The following is a 19,039-nucleotide window of genomic DNA, read 5'->3' as shown; positions in this document are numbered from 1 at the left end:
ATGTGCTGAAAACCGTAGGTTGGCGCGCAAATCTCCGCCAGTTCACGGAGATGCAAACGAATTTAGAACTCGTGTCGCGATATATGTCAAGCATGGTCAGGTCGTACCTTTGCCGTCATGCAGGACACGATACATCGCAATACCTCTTCCACGTCAAAGTTCGAACGTACCCGATGCAACCCGCACCGCATGGCCACCGATGCGGGCGCGGGCGATTTCGTTGTCCTTGATGTCCATGCGCAGGTGGATGTGGGATGGTCTTTCCATCTCCACGCCCTGCTCTATCAGGAGCGGATAGTGGCCGTCCGTCAGCCCGTCGAAATGGTGGATGGCGCCGGAGAGAGCGGCGGCGGCCGAGCCGGTGGCCGGGTCTTCCGCAATCCCCATCTCCGGGGAAAACATGCGGGCATGGAACTTCGCCGCGTGGTTGACGCCGCCGCGACAGTAGATATAGGCAGCTGTCAGCAAGCCTCCGACCAGCGGCGCGGTGCGCAGCCAGAGATTGGCGTCGAAATCCATGTCACGCACGGCGGCGATATTGTGCATCGGCACGAGCAGGAAAGGCACGCCGGCGGTCCAGATCGACGGCACATGATTCTCGAAGCCCAGATGTCCCTCGCTGACGCCAAGCGCATCGGCCAGTGCGGCATGATTAAGCGGTAGTTCGACACGGGAGGATTTGCGCGGCAGGTCGAATTCCGCAAAGCTGACGGCGCCGGCGCGCATCTTCACCGCGCAGCGCACCGGACCTACCTTCTCTTCCAGCACGCAGACCATGTCGATATCATCATCGCCCTCGCCGCGATTGCGCTCGGCAATGGCAACGGCCGCGCCGACGGTCGGGTGGCCGGCGAAGGGTAATTCGCCTGACGGTGTGAAGATACGCAGCGAAGCCGCATGGGAAGGATTGTTCGAACGGTTGATGAAAACCGTCTCGGAGAGGTTCATTTCCCGCGCAATCGCCTGCATGGTGTCCTGTGAAAGATCATCGGCGTCATACATGACCGCCAGCGGATTTCCCGCCATCTTCGTCTCGGTAAAGACATCATAGATATCGTAGTTCAGCGCCACATCCGTCTCCTGCCACTCGTCGTCATTCCGGCTGCTTTGGCAAACTGCATCACGTCGCCCCGCATCGCAACCCTTCTCGGCGGGCACAAATCAAGAAGCTGTGGACCGGAACCGCAAGACCCGTCGCAACGGAACGCCTGGCGGTGCGAAAGGCCTTGTCGCCTGCCGCCGTCTTCATGTACCAAGGGTGCGTCTGGCGGCTTGTTATCCCCTCTTGGTTGAGGTTTAAAGATTTCGAGCCGCTTCAACGGGTTACAGCGTCCTGCGCGGACCGGTTCCGGTCTGCGCCGTTGTTGAGGGAAGCGGATGTCGCATTCTACCTATTCACTGTCCTTCGTCGCCTCCCCATCCGAGGAGGCGCAGATGGCGCTGAAAGAGCTGAAAGCCGTTTATGACGATACGCCGTTCGAAGAGGCCGATGTGATCGTTGCGCTTGGCGGCGACGGTTTCATGCTGCAAATTCTCAACGAAACGATGAATTCAGGTAAGCGGGTCTATGGCATGAACCGGGGGTCAGTCGGGTTCCTGATGAATGACTTCCGGGTGGAAGGCCTCATCCAGCGCATCGCGGTGGCGAGCGGCAATGATTTCCATCCCCTGCGCATGACGACGACGGATTCCGATGGCGACGAGTTTACCGCGCTCGCCATGAACGAAGTCAGCCTGTTTCGCCAGTCGCATCAGGCCGCCAAGCTGCGTGTCGAGGTGGATGGCAAGGTGCGGCTGGAAGAGCTGATCTGCGACGGTATGATGGTGGCGACGCCAGCAGGGTCGACGGCCTACAATTTCTCCGCCCACGGGCCGATCCTGCCGCTGGAATCACCGCTTCTGGCGCTGACCCCGGTCAGCGCGTTCCGGCCAAGACGCTGGCGCGGGGCGCTTTTGCCGAATAAGGTGACTGTCGATATTCATGTCCTGGAGCGCGACAAGCGGCCTGTGAATGCCGTGGCCGATCACACCGAGGTGAAATCCGTTCGTCACGTCAGGATCGCACAATCGCAGGACAGGACGGCGAAAATTCTCTCGGATCCGGATCGCTCATGGTCGGACCGGGTTCTCGCCGAACAGTTCAACAATTAAACCAACCATCACGATTGCCATGTACGCCAAAAAATCGCTCCTCGCTGCTCTGCTTCTTGCCACGACCGTCCTGCCCGCGCGGGCACAGACGCAGGCGATCGACACGCTGCCCGTTTCCGCCATATTCGTCGTCAGCAGCGGCATGTGGGAGGACCGGAACCTCGAGCCGGTAAAAGGCCCTGACGGACAATTGCGGCCACCGCCTGCCTCGCCCACGCGGGGCTATTACAAGGTCATCGCCATCCGCCAGGGCGACGGCACGGCGAAAATCTACCTGCAGCGCATCGTCTTTACCGCAGATGGACCGAGCCTTCTCGAAAATATCGAGCTGGAAGAATTCAGCCAGATGAAATCCTATGTCACGGATATCCGTCCGGAAAGCTCGAACGGCGCCTCCGCCTCACCCGGCCTGTTCGTCACCGTCTATCTGAAGACGGACCCGATGGCCAAGGAGGCGGAAAGCTGGACCATCCTGATCGATGAACTGGGTGAGATGAAGGTCGAGAAAGCCTCGAACTGATCGGGCCGGTGCGCAGGTTCGGCGAGGCTACCCCGCAAGTGCCTCCGGCCCTGTGAGAACCGCTCCGAAATGATGCTTCCATAGTCTAGCGCCAAGTTCACCGCTGCGGTCGAGACTGGAGCCCACCGTCAGCCACGGCAGAAGTGTGGGATGCAGCCCTGCATCGAACAGGGCAAAACCGGCCGCCAGCACGCAGGTATCGGCCTGAATGCCGCAGACCAGCACCCGGTCGAGTTTCAGGGACAGGAGATGGTCGATAACCTCCCGGGGCGGCCCATAACCGTGTTTGATGAATATGCGGTCTGCCGGCACCAGCGACACATCATCCCTGCCCGGTTTCCAGCCCAGTTGCCGTTCGAAGGGCGTTACGCTTTCATCGTGGCGTTCGACGGTGGCGATACTGGGCATGGTTCCGGCGAGCGCGGATATCTCCGCCACCAGCGGGGCCGGCGGATTGAAGCTCAGTTGGACGTCGACGATATAAAGCGCCTGTTTCATGCGTGTCCTCCAACGAAAAACCCCTCGCAACGGGTTTGCGAGGGGCAATTTTCCGATCGACGCGCTGGGGCGTCTTAATCGATATCCGAGACTTCCACATCCGCGCCGCCGCTGATGCGATGGGCGAGTGCGGCTTCCATGAACTCGTTCAGATCCCCATCCAGCACGTTGCCGGGTGCGGTGCTTTCCACGCCGGTGCGCAGGTCCTTGACCAGCTGGTAGGGCTGGAGAACGTAGGAACGGATCTGATGGCCCCAGCCGATATCGGTCTTGGATGCGGCCTGCGCATTGGCCGCCTCTTCCCGCTTTTGCAGTTCCGCTTCATAGAGACGGGCGCGCAGCATGTCCCACGCCTTGGCGCGGTTCTTGTGCTGGGAGCGCTCCTGCTGGCAGGCTACAGCGATGCCGGTCGGAATATGCGTGATACGCACGGCCGAGTCGGTGGTGTTGACGTGCTGGCCGCCCGCACCGGATGAACGATAGGTATCGATGCGGCAATCGCTTTCATTGATGTCGATCTGAATCGAATCATCGACCACCGGATAGACCCAGATGGAGGAAAACGAGGTGTGACGCCGGGCATTGCTGTCATAGGGCGAGATGCGAACGAGGCGGTGCACGCCCGATTCCGTCTTCATCCAGCCAAAGGCATTGTGGCCCTTGACCAGAATTGTTGCCGACTTGATGCCAGCTTCATCGCCATCGTGAATTTCGAGAACTTCGACCTTGAAGCCCTGACGCTCAGCCCAGCGGGTGTACATGCGCAGCAGCATGTTCGCCCAATCCTGGCTTTCGGTGCCGCCCGCGCCGGAATGCACTTCCACATAGGTGTCGTTGCTGTCGGCCTCGCCGGAAAGCATGGCTTCCACCTGACGGCGGTTCGCTTCGCTTCTCAGCGCCTTCAGCGCATCTTCGGCGTCCTTGACGATCTCGTCGTCGCCTTCCATCTCACCGAGTTCGATCAGCTCGATATTGTCCTTGAGCTGCTGCTCCAGCGCCTTGACGCCGTTGATGCTGTCATCCAGCTGCTGGCGTTCGCGCATCAGCTTCTGGGCCTCGGAAGCATCGTTCCAGAGGGTCGGGTCCTCTGCCTTGTTATTCAACCAGTCCAGTCGTCTTATCGCCTGGTCCCAGTCAAAGATGCCTCCTCAGCAGGCTTATGGCCTGCTTGATTTCGTCGACTACGTTCACAATTTCATTGCGCATTTCGCTGGTTCTTCGCCTTCATTGAAACTTGCTGCTCAAATAAATGCGGGGCGCGCGGATGTAAAGACCCACGCCCCCCGATGACCCCGGAACTTGAGATCAATAAAGACCGCCGCCACCGCCGGTGATGGCCTGCTGCGCCTGCGGCGACGTCTTCAGAATGTCTTCCTGCGACATGTAGCCTTCCGCACCGATCACCGAGAAGGTGGAAGCCGGACCCGTGCCGGGCTTGAAGGCTTCCATGATCGTGTCCGGTTCGCCTTCAGCCGCCGCCATGCCGGTCTTGCGGTTGACGGCGACGAAGTTCATGCCGGTTGGCACGATGAACTTGCTCGGCTCCATGTGCTTGGCCGCATCAGCGATGAATTCACCGAAGATCGGCGCCGACAGCGAACCACCCGTGCCACCGCGACCCAGAGGCGCCGGCGAATCGAAACCGATATAGAGACCGGCAACCATGTCCGGCGTATAACCGACGAACCAAGCGTCTTTTTCATCATTGGTGGTGCCCGTCTTGCCGGCAACAGGCAAATCGACCTTGATCTTGCCCGCCGCCGTACCGCGCTGCACCACGCCTTCCAGCATGGAGGTCGTCTGGTAAGCGGTCATCGGATCGAGAACCTGCTCGCGATTGTCGACGATGACGGGCTCGTCCTGGTTCTGCCAGCTCGTCGCATTGCAGCCCTCGCAGGCACGCTCCTCGTGACGGAAGATCGTCTTGCCGTAACGGTCCTGAATGCGGTCGATCAGCGTCGGTTTGATCTGCTTGCCGCCATTGGCAAGAACCGAATAGGCCGAGACCATGCGCATCACAGTGGTTTCACCCGAACCGAGCGACATGGACAGAAGCGGCGGCATCTTGTCGTAGATGCCGAAGCGTTCGGCATATTCCGCCACAAGGTTCATGCCCATATCCTGCGCCAGGCGCACGGTCATGAGGTTACGGGATTTTTCGATACCGAGACGCAGCGTCGACGGACCGGCGGAACCCCCGCCGTAATTCTGCGGTTTCCAGACCTGACCACCCGACACGACTTCGATCGGAGCATCGAGAATGACCGATGCCGGCGTGTAGCCATTGTCGAGCGCGGCCGCATAGATGAACGGCTTGAAGGAGGAACCCGGCTGGCGCATGGCCTGCGTGGAGCGGTTGAATTCCGACTGCGCATAGGAGAAACCGCCTACCATGGCCAGAACGCGGCCGGTATGCGGGTCCATCACCACCATGCCACCCTGCACTTTGGGCGGCTGACGCAGACGGTATTCGTTGCCGGAGCCGGAAAGCGGCTGCACATAGACAACGTCGCCCGCCGTCAGAACGCCGACCGGAGACTTGGCTGTCGCTTTCTTGCCGCTCGCATCACGGAACGCCCAGCGCATGTTTTCAGCGGAGATATGACCGCGCGTGCGCTTGTCGCCATCTTCCGCATCAGCGTCGGCCTGAACACCGATATCGACGCCATCGGCGGCAACTGCGAGGACGACCGCAAGCTTCCATTCGGGAACGTCCCGGAGACCCTTGACCTTGGCCAGCGCCGCCGTCCAGTCGCCAGCCGTCTCGATCTTCTCTACCGGTCCACGGAAACCACGGCGTTCGTCATATTGCACAAGTCCGTCCTGAAGCGCCTTGCGCGCCTCCATCTGGATTTTCGGATCGAAGGAGGTGCGGACAGAAAGACCGCCCTCAAGAAGCGCTTCCTCGCCGAATTTTTCGACGATCTGGCGGCGGACTTCCTCGGCGAAATAATCGGAGGCGGGAATATGCGCGCCGCCGCGGCGCAGGTTGACGCCGAGCGGCTGCTTCTTGGCATCCGCAGCGTCGGCCACCGTGATGTAGCCATTTTCGGCCATACGGTCGATCACCCAGTCGCGGCGCTCCAGAGCAGCCTTTTCGCGACGAATCGGATGGTAGTTGGCCGGCCCCTTCGGCAACGATGCGAGATAAGCGGTCTCGGCGATCGTCAGTTCCGTTACCGACTTGTTGAAATAGGTGAGTGATGCGCCGGCGATGCCGTAGGAATTCAGGCCGAAAAAGATCTCGTTGAGATAAAGCTCGAGGATCTTATCCTTGGAATAGGTCTGCTCGATGCGGAAGGAAAGAATGGCTTCCTTGAGCTTGCGGTCGATGGTCTGGTCGTTGGTCAGAAGGAAGTTCTTCGCCACCTGCTGGGTGATGGTGGATGCACCGACCGGACGGCGACCGGAACCGACATTCTGGAGATTGACGAGAATAGCGCGACCAAGACCCCAGATATCGACACCGGGGTGATTGTAGAAATTCTTGTCTTCGGCGGAAAGGAAGGCTGCCTTCACACGGTCCGGGATAGCCTGGATCGGCAAGAACAAGCGCTTCTCATGGGCATATTCCGCCATCAGCGCACCGTTGCCGGCGTGCACGCGGGTCGTTACCGGCGGTTCATACGTGCTCAGAACTGCATAATCCGGCAGGTCCTTCGTCACGCCGTGCAAATAAATCGCACCGACGACGGCGGCGCACAGGAAGAGCACGCTGGCCAAGCCGAAAAAATATCCAATTAGTCTGATCATACCAAGCTACCGATAATTCGAATCGTAACCATCCACGCCCGACGAGATACGGGCGCATCCTTGCATATCGCGTGCCGTTTTGCACACCATACCTTCGATGACAAGCCGGATATGGCAGCATTCGCTGATATGTTACCGGGCCGCAGGCCCGCAATCACGCACCGACGCTTTACGGATTGCCACCGAATCCTGTTTCCGAGTAACGCGGCGAATGTGAGTAAAATAGGGCTCGGGGTCGTTAATCGACCGCAAGGCCAAAGAATTGAACAGCTTTTTCCACGATCAATGGCCGGGCGGCAACAGCGTCTCCACCGCTATCAGCCGCCGTTCGCCAGGGCCTTGGAACGGTATCGTCCGACGGCCGTTGCCAATGTGTCGGCCACTTTCTTGCGCCACTCGATATCGAGAAGCAGCTTTTCGTCTTCCGCATTCGAAAGGAACCCAAGCTCAAGAAGTACCGACGGCACGTCATGGGCGCGCAGAACCATGAAACCGGCATAACGGTGTGGATTGTTGATAAGACCAACCTGCCCCTCGAAAGAAGAGACGATGTTTTCGGCCAGCGTCACCGAAAAGGCCTGGGTTTCACGGCGGGTGAAATCGAGGAGAATATCGGCGACCTCCGGCGGCTCTGTGGAAGCGGCAACGCCGGCAATCTGGTCTGACTTGTTTTCGCGCTCTGCCAACTCCTGCGCCTGCCGGTCGGATGCCCGGTCCGACAGGGTATAAACGGTGGCACCACGGATACCCTTCTGCTTCAGCGTATCCGCGTGCAGGGATATAAAAAGATTGGCGTTGTTCTGGCGGGCGATCGTCACCCGTTCGGACAAAGCGAGGAAGGTGTCGGAATCGCGGGTGAGGAAGGCCTTGATGCCGGGTTCGCGGTTCAACCGCTCCACAAGCTCCTTCGCAAAAGTCAAGGTGATGACCTTTTCCTCGGTGCCCGTCGTGCCGCCAGTGGCGCCTGCGTCGATGCCGCCATGGCCGGCATCGACCGCGATGACGAATTCCGCCGGCCGTGATGTCTTGTCATCGGGCGTAATCGCGGCTGTCGTCACCGGGGCTGGCGCCTGCCATTGCTGGTTCTTCACCAGTTCCGCGAACTTGCCTTTGGTTGTGATCTCGGCATCAAGCACAAAACGGAAAGACTGCCCGTCATCGCCCTTTTTCGTTTCGGCAACCGTCACCTGAACCGGCTTTTTCGCCGTCAGCACGATGCGGGCACTATTCTCCCCCATGGTGCCGAAGCGAATATCCGAAAAAAGGCCTGTTGGTTTGAGGTCGGACGTGGGAAACGCAAAATTCACCGCGGGAAAGTCGACGACGATGCGGGCGGGCGAATCGAGATAGTGAACGTCGAATTCCGGCTCTTCGGCAAAGTCGAGAACGATGCGCGTGCGCGCCTCATCACCGATGATCCGCGCCTGGTGGGCGACAAGCGGCTCCGCCGCATGGGCTGCCGGCAGGACGGAGACAGCGGTGGCGGCATAAAATGCCAGGGCCAAGGCAAGCCGCGCGATTCGCGCGCCAAGCCGCCCTGCCCCACCTGAAATCGCTGCGTTGCGCGTGAAATCCATGGTCTTCAAGAAATTCCGTATATCAGTCATTTTCGATAAACAGCGCGGGAAAACGCCGGTAACGGTACCGTTTCAACCACGCTGTACGAGTGTTTGCGCCTTTGCGCCCCACAATCGCAGGCCTTGGTGAACCAATTCTTAACCCGGAAATTCCACCAACAATATGGCATATTTAGCCAGCCTATTGCTATTATGACAGAGAAAACATACAACGCATGTGAGGGTTAAAAGTGTTGACGGGATAGATGCCCGCCGGCTGCCAATCGAAAAAGACGCTGGCGCTGCACATCGGGCAATCATCTGCCGTCGTTACATTTATCCTGAAACTGGATCAATTCCGGCCGTGGCCGGAGACCTACCCGGTGGCGCTGCCACCGCCGCTCTGAGGAGAGCAAATTCATCGGACCCCAAGGGGTCTATATATTATTGTCGTTCCGCCTGGCCAATGATGTCGCAGCAGTTTTCACATGAACCGGATACCAGGAGCAGGCCAAGCGCCTCGCCGTCGGTCCGGATGCTGCCAGTTTACAGAGGCCCGGCAGGAGACTTCATTTCCGGCACATCCTTGCACTCATATGAAAGGCTCGTCCATGCGGCGGGCCTGTTCTCGTATAAAACAAGGCTGCGCCGAGGAGCACAGCTTACATGGCAGACAAAATGCTTATCGACGCCTCCCACGAAGAGGAGACACGCGTAGTCGTTGTCCGTGGGAACCGGATCGAAGAATTCGATTTTGAATCGGAGCACAAGAAACAGATCCGCGGCAATATCTACCTTGCCAAGGTGACGCGCGTTGAGCCTTCTCTTCAGGCGGCCTTCGTCGATTACGGTGGAAATCGCCACGGCTTTCTCGCCTTTGCGGAAATTCATCCGGATTATTACCAGATTCCGCTCGCGGACCGTCAGGCCCTCTTGAAGGCGGAAGCCGAGGATCACCGTCGCAGCGACGATTTCGAATCGGCCGATGCGCCCGAGCCCGGCGCGCCGATGATCGACCTGTCGCAGGTGGATCAGCCGGATGTCGGCATCGTTGCCGCAAGCGAAACCACTGAAGTCGCCGTCACGGAAGAAGTCGCACCCGTTTCGGAAGCAGTTTCTGAGGAAACGGCCGTCGAGGTCGTCGCGGAAGAAGCGCCGGCTGAGGAAGAAAAGCCGAAGAAGCGCGTTCGCCGCCCCCGCGCCAAGAAGAAGACGGCTGAAGAAATCGCAGCCGAGGCGGCAGAAGCATCTTCCGAAGACGACGGCAGCACCGGCGGCGACATGGCCGCAATGGTCGACACAGATACGATTTCCGAGGAAGTCGAAGGCCTTCGTCGCGGCAATGACGATGATGACGACGATGATGACGATCATCACGAAAAGGAAGTGATCGAATCCGTTGGCGCCGAAGACGCCATGGAAGAAGTTCCGGATCGCGTCGCCCGCAAGCCGCGCAAGCAGTACCGTATCCAGGAAGTCATCAAGCGCCGCCAGATCCTTCTGGTCCAGGTCGCCAAGGAAGAACGCGGCAACAAGGGTGCCGCCCTCACCACCTATCTGTCGCTTGCCGGCCGTTATTCCGTGCTGATGCCGAATACGGCGCGTGGCGGCGGCATTTCCCGCAAGATCACCCAGCCGACCGACCGCAAGCGCTTGAAGGAAATCGCGCGTGATCTGGAGGTTCCGCAGGGCATGGGCGTCATTCTGCGTACCGCAGGCGCCAACCGCACCCGCGTCGAGATCAAGCGCGACTTCGAATATCTGATGCGCCTGTGGGAAAACGTCCGCACGCTGACGCTGAATTCCACCGCCCCCTGCCTCGTTTACGAGGAAGGCTCGCTCATCAAGCGCTCGATCCGCGATCTTTATAACAAGGATATCAGCGAGATCATCGTTTCCGGCGAGGAAGGCTATCGTGAAGCGAAAGACTTCATGAAGATGCTGATGCCGAGCCACGCCAAGGTGGTTCAGCCTTACCGCGACATTCACCCGATCTTCTCGCGCTCGGGCATCGAAGCACAGCTCGACCGGATGCTGCAGCCGCAGGTGACACTGAAATCCGGCGGTTACCTCATCATCAACCAGACGGAAGCTCTGGTTGCCATCGACGTGAACTCCGGTCGTTCGACCCGCGAGCATTCCATCGAGGAAACCGCGCTGACGACCAACCTGGAAGCGGCGGAAGAAGTGGCTCGCCAGCTGCGTCTTCGCGACCTTGCCGGTCTTGTCGTCATCGACTTCATCGACATGGAAGAAAAGCGCAACAACCGCTCCGTCGAGAAGAAGCTCAAGGATTGCCTGAAAAACGACCGCGCCCGCATCCAGGTCGGCCGCATCTCGCATTTCGGCCTTCTGGAAATGTCGCGCCAGCGCATCCGCGCGTCGGTGCTGGAATCGACCACGCAGGTCTGCCAGCATTGCGGCGGCACGGGCCATGTGCGCTCAGAATCCTCCATCGCGCTGCATGTGCTGCGCGGCGTCGAGGAATATCTGCTGCGCAACACCACCCACAACATCACGGTGCGCTGCACGCCGGAAACGGCGCTCTACCTGCTCAACCACAAACGCGGCACGATCGTTGATTATGAAGGCCGCTTCGGCGTCGCCATCATCATCGCAGCTGATGCCGGTGTCGGCGCACAGCATTTCGCCATCGATCGCGGCGAAGCCGTCGAAAATCCGGTGAAGATCGAAAGCCTCATCCAGATGCTGCCGAACTTCGTCGAAGAAGAAGACGATATCGTCATCGAGGCGGAAGAGGACGAAGACGAGGAAGAAATCGTCAAGGCCGAGAGCGCCCAGCCACGCCAGCAGCCGCAGGGCGACAATGGCGAGGACGGCAAGCGCAAGCGCAAGCGTCGCCGCCGTCGTCGTGGCAAGGGTGGCCAGAACGACCAGAACGGTGCGCTCGATGGCCAGGCCGGTGATGACGCGGAAGACGACGATGCCGAAGGCGACGACGATGGCGTCGAAACTGATGAGGCCGGTGCAGATGCCGACGAAAACAGTGCGAATGAAGCTGCCAACGCCGACGAAGACGGCAAGCGCAAGCGCCGTCGTCGCGGCAAGCGTGGCGGCCGCCGCAACCGTGACGATGCTCTCGATGCTGCAGGCACCGACGGCGAGACGGAAGGTGAAGGCGCGGAAGGCGCGGAAGGCGAAGAGGTTTCCGCTGCAGCGCCGGTAACGGAAGAGCCCCCCACCGCCGCTGAAGTGGTGGAAGGTGTGGTTGCCGACGTCGTGGCAGAAGAAGCCCCGAAGAAGCCCCGCCGCACCCGCAAGGCGAAAACCAAGACCGATACCGAAACCGAAGAGGCGCCGAAGGCTGAAACCGTCGAAACGGTCGAGCCGGTAATCATCGAGCCGGTCGTCGTTGAAGCAACCGTCGTCGATGTCGCCATCGAAGAGATCGGTGAAGCCTCGGCCGATCTGGCACCGGATGCGGACGCTCCTGCGACGGAAGAAAAGACCCGCGCGAACCGGGGCAGCAATGTCTCCAGTTCGGAACCGGTCGTCACCTCTTCCGGTTCGCCCGCGAGCAACCCTGATGGAGACGAGCCGAAGCCACGCAAGGGTGGCTGGTGGCAGCGCAAAGGTTTCTTCTGAGAGAAGCGACACTGAATAAAAAACGCCCGCAACATCGTTGCGGGCGTTTTGTTTTGTCGATGCTGGAGCGCCAGACGATGTCACATGAAAGAGGGTCGATATAACCGCCCGTCAAACAGACCGCGTCAGCCCGCCGTCAACACGGATATTCTGCCCGGTAATATACCCTGCCCCTTCGGATGCGAGGAATGCCACGGTGGCAGCGATTTCCTCGCTCTTGCCGTAACGCTGCATCGGCACGCTGTCGCGGCGTTCTTCCGTCGCCGGCAGGCTGTCGATCCAGCCGGGCAGGACATTGTTCATGCGCACATTGTCGGCTGCATAGGTATCGGCGAAAATCTTGGTATAGGAGGCAAGACCGGCCCGGAACACTGCCGATGTCGGGAACATGCTGCTCGGTTCGAAAGCCCAGGCCGTCGAGATGTTGACGATCGCACCGGCCTTCTGTTTCACCATGATGGGCGCGACGATCCGCGTCGGGCGGATGACGTTCATCAGATATACATCGAGACCGGTGTGCCATTGTTCGTCGGTAATATCGAGAATGGAGGCGCGTGGGCCATGCCCGGCGCTATTGACCAGCACGTCGATGCGGCCGAATTTCTCGAGCGTCTGATCCGTCAGTCGCTGGAGATCGTCATTGGACTGGTTGGAGCCGGTGACACCGATACCGCCCAGTTCCTTCGCCAGCGCCTCGCCCTTGCCGGAGGAGGACAGGATCGCGAGCCTGTAACCATCCGCCGCCAGGCGTTTCGCCACGGCCGCGCCCATGCCGCTGCCACCTGCCGTTACAATAGCCACTTTTTCTGCCGACATCGCTTTTCTCCATGTCCAATCCAACGGGTGGTCCTGCACCACATTGCCCCATCTATAACGGGTTTCAAGGACGAGTTCGAACCAGAAAGCCTTGCAGCGGCATACAGAAAAACTGATGCTGCAAATCTCAGCCCAAGCTGCTCCCCTCTACCGAATGGGCGTCCCGGCTGTCGGCCGGCGCTTCTTCCCGTTTCAACAAGCCATAATCGCGGATCACATGTGCAATACGCAACCGATAGTCGGAAAAGACACCGGATCGGCCCAGAGCTTGCGCCGTGCGATGTGGCAGAGTGTTGCGCCACGCCCTCACCGCCTCCTCATTCCGGAAGAAGGAAAGAGAGAGCATCTTCTCCGGATTGCTGATGCTCTGAAACCTTTCGATGGACAGGAAACCATCGATTGTTTCGAGTTCGGCACGCAGGCCGGCGGCTATATCGAGATAATGCTGTTTTTCGCCCTCAGCCGGCCAGACCTCGAAGATGACGGCGATCATTGCCCGCCTCCCGTCTGCGGGGCGGAAGCGAGGCGCAGGAACAGCCGGTCCTCGCGGCGGATGAACTGTTCCCGGCGGGCGAATTCATAGTTTTCCCGCCCTGCCGGATCAGCGGCAAGTCGCGCCCTGTAGGCTTCGTAAGCGGCGAGATTTTCGATGTTGTAGACGCCATAGGCAATGGTGCTCGACCCCTCCTTGGGCGCGTAATAACCAATGAGATCAGCACCGCAGCGCGGGATCGCCTCGCCCCAGTTTCCGGCATATCGCTCAAAGGCATCGACCTTGAAAGGGTCGATCTCGTAACGGATGAAACAGGTCAACATCGTTGGTCTCCTCGTGTTCTGTCTCTCCTTTTTATACCATTGCGCGACATCAATGCTTCGGCTACCATCGAAGCATGAAAGACGGACCTCTTATAGCCAATGTCGCCGCCCTGATCGGGGACCCTGCCCGCGCCAACATATTGACGGCGCTGATGGATGGACGTGCGCTGACGGCAAGCGAGCTTGCGGAAGCCGCCGGCGTAACCCTGCAAACCGCCAGCGGGCACCTTTCCAAGCTCTCAGAGGCAAAATTGCTGAAGGCGGAAAAACAGGGGCGGCACCGTTATTTCCGTCTCTCCGACGAAGATGTGGCGCAGGTTCTGGAAGCCTTGATGGGACTTGCGCAGCGCACGGGCGCGGTCCGCGTGCGCACCGGGCCGAAGGACAAGGCGCTGCGTGAGGCACGCATCTGCTACGACCACTTGGCTGGGGAAAGCGGTGTTGCGCTGCTTTCCGCGATTACGGCCAAGGGGCTGGTGACATCAGGTGACGACCCGGCGCTGACGGATGACGGGCGCGATTTCTTCTCGAGCTTCGGTATCGATCTTTCGCCGCTCGAAAAGGCGCGGCGGCCGTTGTGTCTGCATTGTCTGGACTGGAGTGAACGCCGCCATCACCTTGGCGGCGGGCTCGGCGCATCATTGCTCGAGGCCATGCAGCAGCGCGACTGGCTGCGGCGCGGAAACGGTCGCGTGCTGACCTTCACGGCAAAAGGCGAAAAGGCCTTCACCAGCACCTTCGGCTGCATGCCCGCCTGATTTCGTAAAAAGGCGGGCGTTGCGGGCTTATTTCAGCCAGCCGGCAATACGTCCCACCGCCTCGGCAATGTCAGATACCGAACCCGCATAGGAAATGCGCAGCGCCCTGTGGCCCTCCTCGGGATCGAAATCCATGCCCGGTGTCGCCGCCACGTCGATTTCCGCCAGCATGCGCTTGGCGAAATCCATGCTGTCATTGGAAAAACGGCTGGTATCGACATAGGCGTAAAATGCCCCATCCATCGGGGATGCCAGCGGCAGGCCGATTTCCGGCAGGCGCGCCATCAGGAAATCGCGGTTGGTGCGGTAGCTTTCCCGGTAGACGTCGAGCTCTTCCGCCGCCGAAAAGGCAGCGGTCGCCGCAAGCTGCGAGAGTTCCGGCGGCGAGATATAGAGGCTCTGGGCCAGGCACTCGACCGGACGGACGAGATTTTCGGGCAAAACCATCCAGCCGATACGCCAGCCGGTCATGCAATAATATTTGGAAAATGAATTGATGACCACGGCACCATCGGTGATTTCGAGCGCGCTCGTCTCCTCCCCGACGAAGGTCAGTCCGTGATAGATCTCATCGGAAATGAAGGCCATGTCGCGGCTTTCGCAATAGCTCGCCAACCGCTTCAGCGCCTCGCGGCCGGTGACCGTGCCGGTCGGATTGGCGGGGCTTGCCAGAAGCACGCCTTTCAGCTTGCAGCCGGCTTTCGTTTCCGCGCGTTCGAGACTTGCCGGTGTCAGCGTGTAGCCGGTTTCGGCCGTGACCGGCACTTCCACGACATTAAGGCCGAGGGCTTTCAGAATATTGCGATAGGCCGGGTAACCGGGCCTTGCGATGGCAACATGATCGCCGGCATCGAAAAGGCTCAGGAAGGCGAGATTGAAGGCGGCGGACGAACCTGTCGTCACGGCGATGCGCGCCGGATCGATGGCGACCTGATGGCGCAGCCGGTAATGGCCAGCGATTGCCTCGCGCAGCTCGCGCAGGCCGAGCGCATCAGTGTAGCCGATCCGCCCGTGCTTTAACGCCTCCTGCGCGGCTGCCAGCGAGGCTTTCGGTGCGGGGTGGGATGGCTGGCCGACCGCCATGGAAATGACGGGGCGTCCCGCCTGCCGTCGCCGGTTCGCCTCCGCAAGGATATCCATAGCGTGAAAGGGTTCGACTGCGCTCCGCTTCGACATCGTAATCAAGGGCATGCTCTTTCCTGAACCGTATTTCGCAGACTTGCCGCAGAATCACGATCTTCACAATCATGCGATCATAATGCGGACAAGTATTTTTGCCGTATGGCATTTGGCTTAAAGTAAGGTAATTGCCTTCATAAGATTTCAAGAGGCTGCGGCCGAACAGAATGAGGACCGATATGGCGCATTTTCTCCGTTCCACCCTTCTCGCCAGCGTGACGGCCCTTTCAACGGTATTCGCCTGCCTGCCCGCGCATGCGCTCGATGAGCAGCAGAAGAAAGAAATGGGCGAGTTCATCAAGCAGTATCTGATCGAGAACCCGGAAATCATGCTCGAGGTTCAGGACGCGCTTGAACGCAAGCAATATGCTTCGCGCAACGCCAAGGCCGCGGAAGCGGTTGCCGACAACAAGAAGGCCATCTTCGAATCGAAATACGATCTGGCGCTCGGCAATCCCGATGGCGACGTCACGCTGGTCGAGTTTTTCGACTATAATTGCGGTTATTGCAAACGCGCCATGGGCGATATGGACAATATCCTGAAGGGCGACAAGAAGGTGCGCGTCGTCCTTAAGGAGTTTCCGATCCTCGGACCGGAATCGGTTGCCGCACACCGCGTCTCCAACGCCGTGAAGCTTTTGGCGCCGGCCAAATATGCCGAATTCCAGCGCACCCTGCTCGGCGGCCGTGGACGGGCCAATGAGGACAGCGCCATGGAAGTCGCAACCTCGCTTGGCCTCAAGGAAGCCGATATCCGCAAATCGATGGCTGATAACCCCAATGACGCGCAGGTGCAGGAAACCTACAAGCTGGCAACCAGCCTCGGCATCACCGGAACACCCTCATATATCGTCGGCGACGAGGCGGTTTTCGGTGCTGTTGGCGCCGACCCGCTGAAGGAAAAAATTGCCAACATGCGCAGCTGCGGTAAAGCAACCTGCTCGTGATTCAGACGAAAGGCCTTTATTGCCTGTGAGATAAGGGGCAGCCCCTGCGCTTTACGGCTTGCAGGGGCTTTTCCTTGAAGGCTGCGCAGTCTATAGGTGTCGCTGATTTTCTTATGGAAACGCGAATGAGCAATATCATCATCGTCATCAACGGCCCCAATCTCAATATGCTGGGAAAACGGGAACCGGGTATCTACGGTGGCAAAACGCTGAAAGACATAGAAAACGATTGTGTGAACGCCGGAGCCGATCTCGGCTTTTCGGTGGAATTTCGCCAATCCAACCACGAGGGCGTGCTCGTGGACTGGCTGCATGAGGCGGGCGAGCGGGCGGCGGGTGTCGTCATCAATCCCGGCGCTTACAGCCACACCTCCATCGCCCTGCACGACGCCATTCGCGCAATTTCGACTCCGGTCGTGGAAGTGCACATCTCCAATATCCATGCACGGGAAGAATTCCGTCACAAATCGATGGTCTCGCCCGCAGCCAAGGGCATGATCTGCGGTTTCGGACCATATGGATACGTCATGGCGCTTCACGCGCTGAAGAACATCACGGCATAAAAAGAAACAAAGAATAGGGTTTGTCATGTCTGAAAAGAAACAGGGTATCGACAAGGAACTGATCCGCGAACTCGCGAATATCCTCAATGATACCGACCTTTCGGAAATCGAAGTGGAGCAGGAAGACCTGCGTATCCGCGTTTCCCGCGCGGCTCCCGTTCCCGCCACGGTCTATGCCGCAGCACCCGCCGCTTATGCGCCCGCACCGGCAGCAGCAGCGCCTGCAGCCGCACCGGCAGTTGCTGCCCCGGCCGCACCTGCAGCACAGGCCCGCAACCCGGCCAACACCGTATCTTCGCCGATGGTTGGCACGGTCTATCTCTCGCCTGCCCCGGGCGCCCGCCCCTTCATCGAAGTTGGCGCGACCGTCAAGGAAGGCCAGACAATCCTCATCGTCGAGGCCATGAAGACCATGAACCAGATCCCGGCCCCCAAGTCCGGCAAGGTGGTGGAAATCATCGTCAACGACTCACAGCCCGTGGAGTATGGCGAAGCCCTCGTGGTCATCGAATAAAGGCGGTTCAGCATGGTTTCGAAGATCCTCATAGCCAACCGCGGCGAAATCGCGCTGCGCGTCCTGCGCGCCGCGAAAGAACTTGGCATTCCGACCGTCGCCGTGCATTCCACGGCAGATGCGGATGCGATGCATGTTCGCCTTGCGGACGAAAGTGTCTGCATCGGCCCACCGCCCTCGCGTGACAGCTACCTCAACATCCACCAGATCGTTGCGGCCTGCGAAATCACCGGTGCGGATGCCGTTCACCCCGGTTACGGCTTCCTGTCGGAAAACGCCAAGTTCGCCGATATTCTCGACGCCCACGGCATCACCTTCATCGGGCCGACCGCCGAACATATCCGCATCATGGGCGACAAGATCACCGCCAAGCAGACGGCGCAGGAACTCGGCATTCCCGTTGTTCCGGGTTCGGATGGCGAAGTGAAGCCTGAAAATGCGCTTGAGATCGCCCGGACGATCGGTTTCCCCGTTCTCATCAAGGCGACGGCAGGCGGTGGCGGCCGCGGCATGAAAGTGGCGAAGACCGAAGCCGATCTGGAAGAAGCGGTTGCAACCGCCCGTTCCGAAGCGGCAGCAGCCTTTGGCAACGATGCCGTCTACATGGAAAAATACCTCGGCAAGCCGCGCCATATCGAAGTGCAGGTTTTCGGCGATGGCGAAGGCAATGCCGTTCACCTAGGCGAACGCGATTGCTCGTTGCAGCGCCGTCACCAGAAGGTGCTGGAAGAAGCCAATTCACCGGCCCTTACTGTCGAACAGCGCATGAAGATCGGCGAAATTTGCGCCGACGCGATGCGCAAGCTGAAATATCGCGGCGCCGGCACCATCGAGTTCCTGTATGAAAACGGCGAGTTCTATTTCATCGAAATGAACACCCGTCTGCAGGTGGAACATCCGGTCACGGAAGCGATCACCGGCATGGACCTCGTGCAGGAACAGATCAGGGTCGCTTCCGGCCAGGGCCTGTCGGTCACGCAGGCGGATATCGAATTCCATGGCCATGCCATCGAATGCCGTATCAATGCCGAAGACCCGCGCACCTTCGTTCCGTCGCCGGGCACGCTGACCTATTTCCACACGCCGGGCGGCCTTGGCGTTCGCGTCGATTCGGGTGCCTATCAGGGCTACAAGATCCCGCCCTATTACGACAGCATGATCGGCAAGCTGATCGTTCACGGTCGCGACCGTGACGAGTGCATCCGTCGTCTGCGTCGGGCGCTGGACGAATTCGTCGTCGATGGCATCAAGACCACGCTGCCGCTTTTCCAGGATCTCCTCCAGAACGAGGATATTCTGAAAGGCGATTACGACATTCACTGGCTGGAGAAGTATCTGGCCGGTGACGCGTCTCACTAAGAC

The 19,039-nt window shown here is 59.5% G+C and carries 17 protein-coding genes; 8 read left to right on the top strand and 9 right to left on the bottom strand.

The genetic code is table 11. The features are described 5' to 3' along the window. Positions 1–153: 153 nt before the first annotated feature. Positions 154–1,071: a PhzF family phenazine biosynthesis protein gene (locus NYR50_RS04890; RefSeq protein ID WP_418136939.1), complete on the bottom strand. Its 918-nt coding sequence runs from the start codon at positions 1,069–1,071 to the stop codon at positions 154–156. Between the two features lie 306 nt (positions 1,072–1,377). Between NYR50_RS04890 and NYR50_RS04885 the strand changes: the two genes are divergently transcribed. Beyond that, a complete protein-coding gene (locus tag NYR50_RS04885; protein WP_006312587.1) occupies positions 1,378–2,151 on the top strand; it encodes an NAD kinase in 774 nt (257 codons plus the stop codon). Between the two features lie 19 nt (positions 2,152–2,170). Then, positions 2,171–2,671, top strand: coding sequence for a hypothetical protein (locus NYR50_RS04880; RefSeq protein ID WP_418136938.1), 501 nt, complete (start codon positions 2,171–2,173; stop codon positions 2,669–2,671). A 27-nt stretch (positions 2,672–2,698) separates the two neighbouring features. Here NYR50_RS04880 and NYR50_RS04875 read toward each other — a convergent pair whose 3' ends face one another. From NYR50_RS04875 to NYR50_RS04860, 4 genes are all read right to left on the bottom strand, one after another. Then, entirely contained in the window at positions 2,699–3,169 is a 471-nt protein-coding gene (locus tag NYR50_RS04875; protein ID WP_418136937.1) for a hydrolase, read from the bottom strand. Positions 3,170–3,243: 74 nt separating this feature from the next. Next, a protein-coding gene (prfB, locus tag NYR50_RS04870; protein WP_121690235.1) for a peptide chain release factor 2 occupies positions 3,244–4,375 on the bottom strand; the annotation gives its coding sequence in 2 pieces (ribosomal slippage) (positions 3,244–4,305 and positions 4,307–4,375; 1,131 coding nt in all). A gap of 99 nt (positions 4,376–4,474) precedes the next feature. Continuing rightward, positions 4,475–6,922 carry a penicillin-binding protein 1A gene (locus NYR50_RS04865; RefSeq protein ID WP_174008298.1) on the bottom strand — a complete coding sequence of 816 codons (2,448 nt, stop codon included), beginning with the start codon at positions 6,920–6,922 and terminating at the stop codon, positions 4,475–4,477. Between the two features lie 317 nt (positions 6,923–7,239). After that, a complete protein-coding gene (locus tag NYR50_RS04860; RefSeq protein ID WP_418136936.1) occupies positions 7,240–8,499 on the bottom strand; it encodes an N-acetylmuramoyl-L-alanine amidase in 1,260 nt (419 codons plus the stop codon). 645 nt (positions 8,500–9,144) lie between these two features. Between NYR50_RS04860 and NYR50_RS04855 the strand changes: the two genes are divergently transcribed. Continuing rightward, positions 9,145–12,084, top strand: coding sequence for an Rne/Rng family ribonuclease (locus tag NYR50_RS04855; RefSeq protein WP_418136935.1), 2,940 nt, complete (start codon positions 9,145–9,147; stop codon positions 12,082–12,084). Between the two features lie 111 nt (positions 12,085–12,195). Here the strand turns inward: NYR50_RS04855 and NYR50_RS04850 are convergent, their stop codons facing one another. From NYR50_RS04850 to NYR50_RS04840, 3 genes are all read right to left on the bottom strand, one after another. After that, entirely contained in the window at positions 12,196–12,900 is a 705-nt protein-coding gene (locus tag NYR50_RS04850; protein ID WP_006312611.1) for an SDR family oxidoreductase, read from the bottom strand. 127 nt (positions 12,901–13,027) lie between these two features. After that, complete coding sequence (locus tag NYR50_RS04845; RefSeq protein ID WP_418136934.1) at positions 13,028–13,393, bottom strand: antibiotic biosynthesis monooxygenase family protein; 366 nt, start codon at positions 13,391–13,393, stop codon at positions 13,028–13,030. Further along, complete coding sequence (locus NYR50_RS04840; protein WP_418136933.1) at positions 13,390–13,716, bottom strand: NIPSNAP family protein; 327 nt, start codon at positions 13,714–13,716, stop codon at positions 13,390–13,392. The genes NYR50_RS04845 and NYR50_RS04840 overlap by 4 nt, the downstream gene beginning before the upstream one ends. A gap of 74 nt (positions 13,717–13,790) precedes the next feature. Between NYR50_RS04840 and NYR50_RS04835 the strand changes: the two genes are divergently transcribed. After that, complete coding sequence (locus NYR50_RS04835) at positions 13,791–14,474, top strand: ArsR/SmtB family transcription factor (protein WP_418136932.1); 684 nt, start codon at positions 13,791–13,793, stop codon at positions 14,472–14,474. Positions 14,475–14,501: 27 nt separating this feature from the next. On the opposite strand, the gene NYR50_RS04830 is transcribed toward NYR50_RS04835, so the two are convergent. Continuing rightward, complete coding sequence (locus NYR50_RS04830; RefSeq protein WP_418137254.1) at positions 14,502–15,659, bottom strand: pyridoxal phosphate-dependent aminotransferase; 1,158 nt, start codon at positions 15,657–15,659, stop codon at positions 14,502–14,504. Between the two features lie 173 nt (positions 15,660–15,832). Here NYR50_RS04830 and NYR50_RS04825 point away from each other — a divergent pair, with 173 nt between their 5' ends. The 4 genes from NYR50_RS04825 (at position 15,833) to accC (ending at position 19,036) form a co-directional block, all read left to right on the top strand. Further along, complete coding sequence (locus tag NYR50_RS04825) at positions 15,833–16,600, top strand: DsbA family protein (RefSeq protein WP_006312616.1); 768 nt, start codon at positions 15,833–15,835, stop codon at positions 16,598–16,600. A 125-nt stretch (positions 16,601–16,725) separates the two neighbouring features. Next, positions 16,726–17,163 carry a type II 3-dehydroquinate dehydratase gene (aroQ, locus tag NYR50_RS04820; protein ID WP_006312617.1) on the top strand — a complete coding sequence of 146 codons (438 nt, stop codon included), beginning with the start codon at positions 16,726–16,728 and terminating at the stop codon, positions 17,161–17,163. A gap of 25 nt (positions 17,164–17,188) precedes the next feature. Beyond that, positions 17,189–17,677 carry an acetyl-CoA carboxylase biotin carboxyl carrier protein gene (gene accB, locus NYR50_RS04815; protein WP_418136931.1) on the top strand — a complete coding sequence of 163 codons (489 nt, stop codon included), beginning with the start codon at positions 17,189–17,191 and terminating at the stop codon, positions 17,675–17,677. A 12-nt stretch (positions 17,678–17,689) separates the two neighbouring features. Continuing rightward, on the top strand, positions 17,690–19,036 hold the full coding sequence (accC, locus tag NYR50_RS04810) for an acetyl-CoA carboxylase biotin carboxylase subunit (protein WP_080825234.1): 1,347 nt from the start codon (positions 17,690–17,692) through the stop codon (positions 19,034–19,036). Positions 19,037–19,039: the final 3 nt, after the last annotated feature.

Origin of the sequence: Agrobacterium sp. El2ro-1b (assembly GCF_048298475.1) — a bacterium.
GTDB lineage: Bacteria > Pseudomonadota > Alphaproteobacteria > Rhizobiales > Rhizobiaceae > Agrobacterium > Agrobacterium fabrum.
The sequence above is the reverse complement of the archived record's forward strand: the minus strand, read 5'-3'. Positions and strand labels throughout refer to the sequence as shown.

Bases quoted from the DNA above. Each gene is read 5' to 3' on its own strand.
- NYR50_RS04835 (WP_418136932.1), top strand. From the start codon at position 13,791: ATGAAAGACGGACCTCTTATAGCCAATGTCGCCGCCCTGATCGGGGAC.
- aroQ (WP_006312617.1), top strand. From the start codon at position 16,726: ATGAGCAATATCATCATCGTCATCAACGGCCCCAATCTCAATATGCTG.
- NYR50_RS04840 (WP_418136933.1), bottom strand. From the start codon at position 13,716: ATGTTGACCTGTTTCATCCGTTACGAGATCGACCCTTTCAAGGTCGAT.
- accB (WP_418136931.1), top strand. From the start codon at position 17,189: ATGTCTGAAAAGAAACAGGGTATCGACAAGGAACTGATCCGCGAACTC.
- NYR50_RS04850 (WP_006312611.1), bottom strand. From the start codon at position 12,900: ATGTCGGCAGAAAAAGTGGCTATTGTAACGGCAGGTGGCAGCGGCATG.
- NYR50_RS04855 (WP_418136935.1), top strand. From the start codon at position 9,145: ATGGCAGACAAAATGCTTATCGACGCCTCCCACGAAGAGGAGACACGC.
- NYR50_RS04885 (WP_006312587.1), top strand. From the start codon at position 1,378: ATGTCGCATTCTACCTATTCACTGTCCTTCGTCGCCTCCCCATCCGAG.
- NYR50_RS04865 (WP_174008298.1), bottom strand. From the start codon at position 6,922: ATGATCAGACTAATTGGATATTTTTTCGGCTTGGCCAGCGTGCTCTTC.
- NYR50_RS04845 (WP_418136934.1), bottom strand. From the start codon at position 13,393: ATGATCGCCGTCATCTTCGAGGTCTGGCCGGCTGAGGGCGAAAAACAG.
- accC (WP_080825234.1), top strand. From the start codon at position 17,690: ATGGTTTCGAAGATCCTCATAGCCAACCGCGGCGAAATCGCGCTGCGC.
- NYR50_RS04860 (WP_418136936.1), bottom strand. From the start codon at position 8,499: ATGGATTTCACGCGCAACGCAGCGATTTCAGGTGGGGCAGGGCGGCTT.
- NYR50_RS04875 (WP_418136937.1), bottom strand. From the start codon at position 3,169: ATGAAACAGGCGCTTTATATCGTCGACGTCCAACTGAGCTTCAATCCG.
- NYR50_RS04880 (WP_418136938.1), top strand. From the start codon at position 2,171: ATGTACGCCAAAAAATCGCTCCTCGCTGCTCTGCTTCTTGCCACGACC.
- NYR50_RS04825 (WP_006312616.1), top strand. From the start codon at position 15,833: ATGGCGCATTTTCTCCGTTCCACCCTTCTCGCCAGCGTGACGGCCCTT.